9 protein-coding genes are annotated in these 11,675 nt (G+C 48.0%); 2 read left to right on the forward strand and 7 right to left on the reverse strand.

The annotated features are described in order from the left end of the window. From QCH34_RS01080 to QCH34_RS01110, 7 genes are all read right to left on the reverse strand, one after another. A partial coding sequence (locus tag QCH34_RS01080; protein WP_300328666.1) for a hypothetical protein occupies positions 1 to 183 on the reverse strand: 183 nt, incomplete at its 3' end. A 93-nt stretch (positions 184 to 276) separates the two neighbouring features. Then, on the reverse strand, positions 277 to 939 hold the full coding sequence (locus QCH34_RS01085) for a hypothetical protein (RefSeq protein ID WP_300328669.1): 663 nt from the start codon (positions 937 to 939) through the stop codon (positions 277 to 279). A 53-nt stretch (positions 940 to 992) separates the two neighbouring features. After that, positions 993 to 3,101 (reverse strand): AIPR family protein, encoded by a 2,109-nt coding sequence (locus tag QCH34_RS01090; protein ID WP_300328672.1) that lies wholly within the window; start codon positions 3,099 to 3,101, stop codon positions 993 to 995. Further along, complete coding sequence (locus QCH34_RS01095) at positions 3,094 to 4,119, reverse strand: PD-(D/E)XK motif protein (RefSeq protein ID WP_300328675.1); 1,026 nt, start codon at positions 4,117 to 4,119, stop codon at positions 3,094 to 3,096. Before QCH34_RS01095 ends, QCH34_RS01090 begins: the two co-directional genes overlap by 8 nt. Beyond that, positions 4,109 to 6,874, reverse strand: coding sequence for a Z1 domain-containing protein (locus QCH34_RS01100; RefSeq protein WP_300328678.1), 2,766 nt, complete (start codon positions 6,872 to 6,874; stop codon positions 4,109 to 4,111). Before QCH34_RS01100 ends, QCH34_RS01095 begins: the two co-directional genes overlap by 11 nt. Next, positions 6,871 to 8,379 (reverse strand): ATP-binding protein, encoded by a 1,509-nt coding sequence (locus tag QCH34_RS01105; protein ID WP_300328681.1) that lies wholly within the window; start codon positions 8,377 to 8,379, stop codon positions 6,871 to 6,873. Before QCH34_RS01105 ends, QCH34_RS01100 begins: the two co-directional genes overlap by 4 nt. 92 nt (positions 8,380 to 8,471) lie before the next feature. After that, a complete protein-coding gene (locus QCH34_RS01110; protein WP_300328685.1) occupies positions 8,472 to 9,749 on the reverse strand; it encodes a DNA cytosine methyltransferase in 1,278 nt (425 codons plus the stop codon). A gap of 420 nt (positions 9,750 to 10,169) precedes the next feature. On the opposite strand from QCH34_RS01110, the gene QCH34_RS01115 reads away from it, so the two are divergent. Beyond that, the gene (locus QCH34_RS01115) at positions 10,170 to 10,589 is read left to right on the forward strand and encodes a pyridoxamine 5'-phosphate oxidase family protein (RefSeq protein WP_300328690.1); all 420 of its coding nucleotides are present in this window, start codon (positions 10,170 to 10,172) and stop codon (positions 10,587 to 10,589) included. Positions 10,590 to 10,770: 181 nt separating this feature from the next. Next, entirely contained in the window at positions 10,771 to 11,454 is a 684-nt protein-coding gene (locus QCH34_RS01120; RefSeq protein ID WP_300328693.1) for a BON domain-containing protein, read from the forward strand. Positions 11,455 to 11,675 lie beyond the last annotated feature (221 nt).

Raw genomic sequence — 11,675 nt, forward strand, 5'->3', positions numbered from 1 at the left:
CCATTTCTCGACAAGGAGGCCCAGAGGTATGCGCAACCGGCCGGTTTCAGCGTCAACTTCACCCAGGTGCCGGTGTTTCTGGCAGATCTCGATAACGGCCCGGAGAAGGGCATACTTGTAAGTCGCATCTGCTTTATCACGCTCTACTATGGCATTTATCCTGCGCAATTCGGCGAGATCCATGGGTGGTGATGAGGATTTTGGGGAGTGGTGGTGTTATGTGTTTGGTTTTGGATTATTGAAAATCGTTTCTTCTCAGGATATGTATTTGTGTGCCTAGCATTTGTATTGCACCGTTTCAATATTGTAAATACAATTTGTTCGTAATGGACATTCTTGATGCAATGGATTTTTTGATTTGCAGATAGCCGCTGAAAAATCAAGGATTGCAAAGAGAAATTTTCCGGGTTCATCTATATCAAAGAGAACATCTGCCAGTTCTAATATTTCTTTTCTCCTTCGGATCTCACCGCTGAGATATAGTCCAAAAAACCTGTTAATAAATCGAGCAATATTTGCATCCACAACACGATGAGGTTTATTATAGCAGACTGTAATAATCGCACTGGATACATAATCTCCAACTCCAGGAATGGCCAGCAGCTGCTTCTCGTCTCTCGGGAATGTTCCATGATAATGCTCAACAACATATTTTGCCGCTGCAATGAAGTGACCCGAACGCCAGTGTAGTCCAAGATGTTCTGTAACCTTTCCTATCTCGGAAGGATCTGCTTCTGCAAGTGCGTATACATCTGGGTATTTCTGGAGAAATTGAATGAAAATTGGGACGACCTGATCGGCTCTGGTTCTATGAAGCATAAATTCAGCAATCATAATTTGGTAAGGATCCCGGGTATGACGCCATGGATAATCTCTATAGTTTTTCTTGCCCCACTGCAGTAGCTTTGATTGGAGCGCTCTGAGTTCGTCCGGCTTCATAGTTATTTTGTTACTGTCTTGCCGCATGAGAACCTTAAAATAAAATATTATGATTATGCCTCTTCTGTTCGGGTATTTTCCGCCATTGTCTGCAGTATTTTTCCAGCCTGTAAAATCTGCTCTTTTTTAGGGTTCATCCTCCTGCCAGACATCTTCTGCATCCGTCTGAGAAGTGCAAGCTCTTCCTCGGAAAAAATCTCAGCTTCTGCAGCATTTCTGATGATTTTCAGCCACTTTTGTGGAGTCAGATTTCTAATGAAATCTTCATAATCGATGGATTCCTCACGAGTTGGATTCTCACACACAGCTGCTACAATGGGCTCCTGTTCACTATATAAAGCTCCTGTCTCATTTAACTTCACTATAGCTCTGAAGTCACGTGCCAGTACTGTATCATCGTCAACCAGCTCAGCCTTTAAAACACCAGGGAGGTCGATTTTCTCCTTCAGCAGTGATTCCCAACAGTCCTCCTTTTTACACCATTCCGTAATGTTTTTTCCGCCTGGTGGGTTGGTGATATGAGCGTGTACAATGCGGGATAGATCGATTATTGTCTCTTCAAGAGCCGGCGATAATTCCTGTTTTTTCCAGATATCTTCCAGATTAATGCGTTGATTCGTATGCCGTGAGAGCAGAGCTATCGTGTAGGTAACGATATTTGCTTTATAGCCACCGTACTTCAGACTCTGGACAATCTTATCCGTGCGTCTGAAAAGAATTGCTTTTGCAATAAGAAGACCGAAATAATCCGCATCGGGATAAAATTCGCCATGTTTCTTATAACGGTCGATGAATTCTCTGTAATTCTTCTCTGCTCCAAGGCTAACGATGTAGGGGAACTGATCCCATGAATTTTCAAACTTTGCGAGATCAGTCTTAGTGAACCGCTGCCCTGTCGGGTTCTTTTCACCAAATATTCTTCTCTGTTTTGGTGTTTTTTCACGTCCTTTATCGTCCTGATACTGCCCTCTTACCCGCTCGTAATACCAGTGCGTCTCCTGCTGGCTACCCTTCTTGGCCGGGGCCCATAGCGAGCGGGAGAGCTTCTGGATGCGTATATGGAAGGGATCATTGGATGTGAAATCGGCAGCGTTAATTTTGTTCTGGCTGTTGGCACATTCAGATATTTTCGGAACGATAGTGTCAACATCATCCGGGTTTTTCAGTACGGTCAGCTTGACCTGAACATAGACCTCGGAAACGTCTCTCTTATCTTTTGCACGGGTGTGATAGATTGATGCTGTTGTCTGACCGCCGTTTACGATTTGAAAGTCACGGATACAGCTTATTGCCAGGGTTTCACCGGGAATATCGATTAGGTCGATATCTTCGGCTGTCGTTGAAATGCCATTGTTATAGGCAAGAAACATATGTGGATCATTGATTATTGTATTCCGGATTCCTTTGTTGACCCCCCCACGCATCTGGAGATAGGCGCGAACATTCCTTTCAAGGAGCCGGGGCCCGAATTTGCCGTACATATCTGCAAGAACGTCACCAGATAGAATGCACAGATAGGAGGAATAGACTGGATTTTCATCTGGCATTGGAAGGCACGGAATTGGACCTCCGAATTCATCCACAAAATTGATCTCTATCGGCTCAGGTCGACTTCCGGAACTCCACAATCGGTAGAGTCTTTGCATATCCCAGACATGATGTGAGATCCTGTAGGGTCCGACGAGGTCGTCTTCAATTACATCAACATTCGCAACTCCATCGGTCAACACAAATAGACGGATAAGGCTGAGCTCATTTCGGGATTGGTATATCCGGTCCGCTAGGTCAAATGCGGGGGATGATTCTTCAAGAGTCGAATAATCACGGCATACTGACCTGTCAAAAAAAGTCCTGAGCCGTCTGAGTTGTGTGAGAATATCTTTTTTTGCGACCTTTGCAGGCGGGGATTCACCTTGATAATGGGATACAAACAGATCCAGATTCTCATTATCACTACTGAATGCGTAACCATTAACCTTGATGCCACGAGCCTGATGAGAACATATTTCACGGTCATCAATCTCACCAGCGTCGGCCATGTACTCAAGCATCAGTTCGGTGAACTTATCTTCAGTAAACGTTTCTGCATCGGCATCGCGTGAGTCGAAAATGATATCCTGATGAAAACTCTCTGAAAATTGTTCAAATCCCTGATCACTCATTTTTACACCCCTTAATAATGACCCTGAAATCTTCATGGTCCATGGTAAATGGTGCACAGGCAGAGAGGCTCACTGAATATTCGACATCCCCTACCCCATTGACGAGGGTGCGCTCGATTATGCGGGGAAAGCCCTCAATGATATGGAATATATGCTCAGCGCGTTCTGCGTAGCCTGTATTTTCGTATTTATCACGGTGTTCATCTAGATAGCCTGCACGAATCAGAAGATCTTCGAAACTTGTAGAAGCAGCTGGATCTTCTGACAGTTCATCGCGGATTCTGTCGATAATCCCGGGCAGTGTCTCACCACCACCTTGCAATTCCCTTAGTGAAAGGTGATACAGGTATAGTGCTTCAAACCCGGTGTCATCAAGCTGCTGTTCACTTGCAATCTGCATATTCTGATGCTGCTTGGCAATGCTGGTTTTCACCTCAATGGCAATACTGGCCATTTGAAAATCCTGTTGAGCCTTTTTTGGCCCTATCCATGCTGAAACAGCCTGCCCAGCACCAACAGCAGGTATAAGATAGTCCTGAAGGAATCTGAGTTCTCCATACAAACCCCTCTGTGCTGTGGGGCTCAATCCCTCAGTCCCATACCTGTCCAAAAACTGCTGCCACATCGCCAGTCGCGTGAAAAGAGCCTGGGTCATCGCTTTCTCCGATGCCTCGCAGGAACAGGACGATGCAACATCCTCTGTAAGCCGGCAGAAAATATCCTGATACCGGCGATCGTTCAGGATCAGCTGGATCGTTGCATAGTACCCACGATCTTCAGGCAGAACCGTTTGTCTGACCTCATAACCTTTTGAACGCGGGAGTGATAATTTATTGATAACGTTTTCCCGTCGGATCCGGATCAGGAACATCCGGGTATTTTCCGGCACCTGAACACCGAGGAAGAAATCAAATACCGAGTCCTGAAGAACTCGAAGCGTGATTATACCTCCTCGAGTAGTATCTCTTGAATGCAGTTCCAGCTCTGACCAGATCCGGTCAAAATCTTCAACTGCCAAATTCCTGCTCCCAGTAGACGTTGTTCACCTTATATTCCACCTTCACATCCTTTTCGCTATCAGGAATACTGAATGCTAATCCAATAACCGGAATTTCGACCTTAGGTGGCTCTGGATCGAGCGGATATATCAGAAGCAATCCCCGCTGTGGAGGTCTGACCTTTCGAATGTATGGTCCGCTCGGAACATCCGGTACTTTATCTGAGCGGGATTTCCTGTTTGGATCAGCCAGCATCTTTTGGAGAGCTATCCCTACCTGTTCCGGAGTAAGGTCAATAAATTCATGTTTTGGATCAATAATGTGCCCCTTTTTCAATGTGTATTTCGAATCCGACGTATTTTTATTTGGTCTGCGTATTGTGAGACCGATATCATGGCCACCGATTGAAAAAGTCTTTGGTGCCTTGCTATTATCGATCAGGGCAACAGTCCAGTATTGAAGTTCATCCTTTAAATACCGCTTCTCGATATATTCTTTCAGGGGTCCGGGATTTGCTTTCCTGGAATCTCCGTGTATGATATACTCATCTAACATTCCAAGGATAGCCGCGGTTGGCACATTATTCCAGAGAATCTGTTGCCCCGCAGAGGCATCGGGGGAACCAAGACTCCAGATAAACTGATCCGTGACATTCAGATTGTTCTTGAGAGTATCCGGATCTTTATGGAAGAAAACCGTTTCAATTAGTGAATTTGCATATGACACATTCATTACCGTTCCAGTACGCATCTTGTTCACAGCCGTGATCAGTAGCCCGTCAGGATGCGTTCGAACACGAAGACCATAATCGGAGGGAGTGGCATTCAGAGTTGCCATATAGTCAAATTCAAGCCGTAACTCCTCGGATGCGAGATTTATATGCTGATACCACTCGACCAGCTCACGGGATGTATAGAGGCGGCAAAGATCGAAGTATCCGGGGCGGAATCCAAACCACCGCCCCATCTGCATCAGCGTATCGTACATCCGTGAAGCGCGGAGATAGTAACTAACGCTAAGCCCTTCCAGAGTCAACCCCCGGGAGAGTTTTTCACCACCGATTGCAATAATACTCAGGCCGTCGGGATGATCATTATAATCAAGTATGTCACCTGCAGTACCGTTGATTAATTTGACTCGGATCCGAGCTGCAGCATCATAAAGGAATGGCCATAGATCATTCCATGAAACTTCGGCTATCAGCGGATCATCAATTTTTTGCAGGACAGAATATGTTGTCGGAACATAATCTGAATTCCAGATATACTCTATCTCCCGATAAATTCCTTCAGGCGACAGGGGATCAGTATACTCAAGCTGACGACGGAGTAAGTTCACTTCATCGTTTACCAGTCTTGCGACCTCTTTTTGAACATCAGTGAACCGAGTTACATGAATCAGCATTGAGTTATGGTTTTTCTGTTCGCCTCGGGCTCTCCGTGCAGCACAGGAGATGATAAATGATTTTATCGCCACCTTCAATGTTTCTGGAAGTGTCTCGGGTTTATGATCCTTTTTGTGAACATTAGGGATGAATTGCTGATAGTCATCGATCTTTCTTATGACCCAAATATCATCCTGAATATTCGCATTTTCATCCTCATTCCGGGAAAAATCAAAGACTTGAGACGGACCGATATATTTTGGTGGAGGAGGGATATTTATGATGAAATCACGAGGGAAGAGATCCTCACCGTGGGTCGTGGTTTCCCCATCTGGGTAAATGAAAATATTGGCAAATGGCGTTGCTGTGTAGCCTACATATGCACTCTTCTCAAAATGGTTCAGGAGAGAGCGGATTTTCCCGTTGATTGCACTGACATCATAATCGTCAAGTGGAGTCCCATTTTCATCTAGGGGGATTGGGTTTGTATTTACCGAGGCATTATCCGCCTCATCATCAATAACAAGAAGTGGAATTCCGCGCACTATCTTTTTCTTGGTATGGGGATCTTCCTGCCCTCTTACACTAATTGCCCAGTTGATCAAATTTTCTAGAACGGACTTGTGCTTCTTGACGACTAACAATACGGGATCACTTCCTCCCGGAATAACTCCGACCTGGTACGCAACTTTCCGATTAAAGTCCCCCTTATCGGCATTGCTGGTCAGAGAGTGAACCGTGATGAATTCCTCTCCTGGAAGCCTTCCGACACCAATCCGTAGATTTTCATGGTCAAATGCACGATTCCGTTGAGTATCAAATCCCAGGAATCCTTCGTCGAGACGTAGCTGAGTTTGGCTTCGCAGACTTTTATGCATGCCGGCAAGAACTATAATGAGTTTATATCCTGCATCGGCCGCCTTACAGATAAGCCCGGTATAATTCGCAGTCTTTCCAGACTGGACATGCCCGACTACCATCCCACGACGATCCCAAGACTCTTCGCGCTGCGGATCTTCAAGCCGTTCCAGCACTTGGTCGGTGAGATTATCAAGGGTTATGATGCTCTGTTCGGAGAATCCTTTCTCCTCCATCAGATAGCGTTCATACCGCTTCCAGAATTTCCATTCAATCTGACTTTTACTATTCGGAAGCCAGACTGTATGGTTCCTCTTTTCCTCTAGTACAATCGCCGTACCCCGCCAAACTTCACACCTAGACTCGATATCTCTAACCAGTCTATCCCTGTCCACGGATTCTGAATTCCCTTCCGCCTGAAGCATCGCAAGGACAAGATTAACTTTGTTCTGAATGAGTTTAGGGGTTGGATGTGATTCCCCTTTTAGCATCATTAGGACGAGTGATACTGCCCTGTTATACGCATCTATCATTCATTTTCCTCCACTGATTCGAAAAACGCTGGTAAATACTCTGGATAATCACAGAAAGGTTCCATTTGGGCAAGTCTTTTTCCAGCTTCGTTTTCAGACATCCCGGACCGTGTCATAGATAACCAGATTTCTTTCATAACAACAAGTAGCTCGTTTGATGGACTCTTTTCAAAGGGACGATAAAGCTTGTCTGGATTATCTGAATTATTCAGGATGATTGTCGGTAACGGGACTGTTTCTTCAATTAATCTCAGCATTGCTTCAGTTTTTTTCCGATTACCGTCAGAATTATCGATGACTGCTGCAACAAGAGGGTGACTGCGGTTTACGGTATAAAAATATGTACCATTTTTGACATTTGTATTCCATGGGAACACGAAATTATCGGCGGTCTTTCGTTGAACAATCTTCCCCCGATGTCGATACACTGCAGTAGCACGTTCAATGGTCAAACGGGCAATACGTTTGAAATCATCCCTTAAATGAGCAGGGGGGCGTGCAACAGATTTTTTGACGTCAATCTTCCAGTCTTCGTCCATCGAATTTGGAATATCCACGAGAACACGGGCGAGTTTGGTATGAGCCTCCTTCCTGAAACCAAGACCGAGCCAGTCCCCGGCAACAATGAGACGGTTATTACGATAGATATAAAATCCCTGTCTGGCATTCCAGCCACCCGGTCCACCCGCGATCTCATATGTCCCGTCATTCATCTTTGATCGATGTGGAAGAACAAAGGGGCGGATGGTAATTTTTTTTCCTGAATGATGAAGTGGTTCTTCGGGAAGTAGTTGTGTCGACGGATGTTTCCTAAGAAATGGATCCCATGCAGGAATTTGGCGATTATTGATGAAAATTTTCAATGAATTCTGATTTTCAAGGAAGCGATGAAACACCATACTCAAATGACTCTTGACTGTGTCAATATGCTCATAAAACAGGCCTTCACGCTTGAGATCATCTTTTTCAGCTCCCTTGACCAATCGATCAATCTGTTCCCACAGGACAAGTGTACCGTTTTTACGTTTTTCAAGAGCAGAAAAGGCACTATCACATTCTCGGGGTTCCAACTTACGTAACCGCCATTCTCCACATTGGTTCACATAATCAAGGTCCCAGCTTCGGATTTTCAGATCATCTCCAGTTGTTTTCGATCCGACTGTAAGTTTCCGGCACTGAGAAAACGAGGCCGTCTTTAAACCGAGTCCGAACCGTCCCAAATCGGCAGTATCCCTTTCTTCCAGTGGATTCCTGCTTCCCGGCCTCATCGCATTATTCAGCTTATCCTCGGTCATTCCACAGCCGTCATCAAGAATAGCAATAGTAGACTGCTCCCCTTGCCAAGAAAATTGAATATGGATATTACAGGCACCTGCAACAATACTGTTATCGATGATATCTGCGATAGATGCCTCCAAACTGTAGCCAAAAGCCCGTAAAGACTCGATTAGCGCCCCCGGATCGGGGTTGACTATCTCGAAGTCATCTGAGTTATCGAAGTTCATATTCAGTCATCGCTGGTGATACCTTGCCTCAGGAGACAGCCCCATATAATCGAAATTGACATGCAATGACCGTTAAAGTTTTTGATCGGATTTCAAGCGTCTGTAAGCAGAATCTTAATTTCCCGCGCGATTTCCTTAGCCATCAGGGGAGGTACCGCATTTCCAACCTGAACATACTGGGCCGTCCTAGGTCCTTCAAAGAGATAATTATCAGGGAATGACTGGAGGCGGGCCGCTTCCCGTACTGTCAATGAGCGTGCCTGTTTAATATCCGGATGAATGAAGTAGTGGCCGTCCCTTGAGAGATGAGCAACAACAGCGTGGGACAGGCCATTACCATCGACCACCTTAAACCGATCAAGGAATGAAGACTGGTTTTTGTGTGTCTTCAGGTTTTCCGGAATCTCGTTGTAACGCAGGCGTTTTTTATTTTTGTTCCACATCCTTATTGCAATTCTGTAAATTTCACGATCCCGGTCAATGTGACTTCGGGCAACATGGTGCCGGACAGATTTCTGACCATTGCGTAAATCATATTTTAAGAGGTATTCTCGGGGGCGCCCTGCTCTGTATCTCTGGGGGCCATCGGTGCCCGTTCCGGGTTCTAATTCAGGGAGGTCCTTCAGCACGTCCCAGACCTGGTGTGGGTTATCTTTAGTCTCAAAATCCGGATATTCAAAATCATGCTCTTTCTTCCATCCGATGAAGATAATGCGCTTACGATCCTGAAGAACTCCAAAATTCCGTGCATTCAGTATCCGCGGTTCAGGGTGGGTGTTATAACCAAGCTGGTCAACTCTCCGGAGGAAATCTGTATAAATTTCACCTTTTCTAGCACTGATAAGACCCGGGACGTTTTCAAAGACAAATATTTCTGGCTTGAACTCATGGATGAACCGGAGGTAGTGGAGATACAGGTGGTTGCGTGGATCGTTTCGCATTTTATTTGGATCTCTCCCCCTTCCAATGAGTGAATATGCCTGACATGGGGGACCGCCGATGATTACGTCCACTTCTTCCCTACCAAGTTCATAAAGGCGATCATAGACCATCTGAATAATGAAATCTTCTGTAGATGGCGATAATTCGCGATTTATGACTCCGGTATCATGAATGCCGAGTGATTCACACTCTTTGAGGAATTCATCACGAGTAATATCCTGATTATAGTAATGGTAATAGATATCCAGATGACCCTTTGCGGCGAGGTTGTGGTACAGAGCCCGGGTTTCAAGCGTCTGTGCCGCATGGGCATTCATCTCGATATGGGAAATAATATTGAAATTATGCCGGGAAAAGCCCTCGGTGAGCCCGCCTGCGCCTGCAAACATATCCAGAACTACATAATGAGACGCCATTGGATCATTCACCAGCCACTTGAAATCGAGATTAAATCGAGCTTATTATGTTTGTTTGCCAGGATGAGGAATAAGAATTTTCTTTTGCATTTACTTCAATGCCGGGGACGGCGTGAAAGTGAAGTCTTGGCCTCATTGGTTTGGTTATTTGTCTCTCAAAAATTCAAGAGCTCACAGAATCAGTGAATTTTATGAAAATGTTTTGATCTAATTTTTCAAATGACAAAGTAATCACACGATCCCTAACACCATTCATTTTCAACTCCCCCTTCCACGGATCTCTCATAATACTCCACAAATCCACCAATCGTGCACTACAGAGACATTCTAAACCACCACCACAAATTCTTGCGGCGGCCCCGCCGCCACCCCCCCCTCACAAATCTTTAACTCCGCGCACGCCAAGTCCGGCCCCACACTGGGTGGTTTTGTATGGCGTCAAAACTCATGGAGTATTTCAACAAATCCCCGCGGATCGGGACGCTGAGCACGGCGGACCGGGCCGGGAAGGTCGATTCCGCCGTCTTCGGCTCGCCGCACATGGCCGACGAGAAGACTGTGGTCATGGCCCTCGGGAAGAACCGCACGCAGGAGAACCTGCGGGAAAACCCGCACGCGGTCTTTTTGATCATGGAGCCGGGGGAGGCGATCGGCGACTGGAAGGGGGTCCGGGTCTACCTGGAGGTGAAGGAGCTGGCGACCTCGGGCCCGCTGCTCGAAGGCCTGAAAGGGAGGATTGCGAGCATGCTCGGGGAGGAGGCGGCCGGGATGATCGATGCCGCCGTGCGGTTCGAGGTCACCGAAGTCCGGCCGCTCGTCGACATGGGCCAGGGCTGGGAGCAGTCGATATAGGCAGGTGCCGGGATAAATCGACCCGGCCCCCGCTGCGGGGTTCCTGCGGGGGCCGGGCGATTCCCTTCCCTCCGGAGAGCCGCCGGCCCCCTCGCGGGACAACACCTATAAGCGTTGAGGCACAATGCCGCACGGCTCTGCGCTGCGGAAAAGGCGGTGCGGGGCGCAGGGGGAGAATGGAATGGTGCTCTCGGACGAAGAGATCAAGAAGCGGATCGTCGACGACCTGTACTGGGATGCCAGCATCGATGCCTCGAAGGTCGAGGTGACGGTGGACAACGGCTGGGTGACCCTCAACGGGATGGTCCCCTCCTATGCGGCACGCTTCAGGGCGACCGACGCCGCGTGCCGCATCCTGGACGTGATCGAGGTCGACAACTATCTCATGGTACGGTATCCGCCGGAGGTTGCCGTGCCCGCCGATGCCGACATCAAGCAGAGCGTGCTCTACAACCTTGCCGCCGACCCGGACATGGACACCACCGATATCCGGGTGTCGGTGCGTGCGGGGATCGTGACGATGCAGGGGTCGGTGGACCAGTACTGGAAGAAGATCGAGGCCGAATGGATCGCCTGCAGGGGCCGCGGCGTCATCGATATCGTGAACGAGCTCGCTGTCGTCCCGACCCGGAGCATCGCCGACCGGGCGATCGCCGACGACGTGCGGGCCGCCCTGGAGCGCAACGCCCGGGTGAGCGTCGAGGACGTGACCGTCGAAGTGGAGGACGGCACCGTGACCCTCACCGGGCGGGTGCCGAACTGGTCCACCCGGCGTGCGGCGGTCGATGCGGCGGCGTTCACCGGGGGCGTGGTGGACGTCATCGACCTCCTGGTGATTCGCCAGACGGTGCGGGTTTCCCCGTAATGCAGGAGGAGAGAGAGCATCCGCTTCTTCTCCCCGCTCATCGCCCTTTACCGTGCGCGGAGCGCTCCGTCGCCCTGTGCGCTCCCGCGGAGAGGCGCTCGTACGATATCTCCGGTCTGCGGGGTGGCGCTAGGCCTGGCGCATCCCGGCACATTCGGACGCGGAACGCAGCAATCGTCCCTGCCTATCTCACCGCACTGAGGATCTTGTTCCGGGTCTCT

The sequence above is a fragment of the Methanocalculus sp. genome (assembly GCF_029762515.1).
Classification (GTDB): Archaea; Halobacteriota; Methanomicrobia; order Methanomicrobiales; family Methanocorpusculaceae; genus Methanocalculus.

Coding starts and splice junctions, on each gene's coding strand:
- QCH34_RS01100 (WP_300328678.1), bottom strand. CDS start 6,874: ATGATAGATGCGTATAACAGGGCAGTATCACTCGTCCTAATGATGCTA.
- QCH34_RS01090 (WP_300328672.1), bottom strand. CDS start 3,101: ATGAGTGATCAGGGATTTGAACAATTTTCAGAGAGTTTTCATCAGGAT.
- QCH34_RS01105 (WP_300328681.1), bottom strand. CDS start 8,379: ATGAACTTCGATAACTCAGATGACTTCGAGATAGTCAACCCCGATCCG.
- QCH34_RS01120 (WP_300328693.1), top strand. CDS start 10,771: ATGGTGCTCTCGGACGAAGAGATCAAGAAGCGGATCGTCGACGACCTG.
- QCH34_RS01085 (WP_300328669.1), bottom strand. CDS start 939: ATGAAGCCGGACGAACTCAGAGCGCTCCAATCAAAGCTACTGCAGTGG.
- QCH34_RS01115 (WP_300328690.1), top strand. CDS start 10,170: ATGGCGTCAAAACTCATGGAGTATTTCAACAAATCCCCGCGGATCGGG.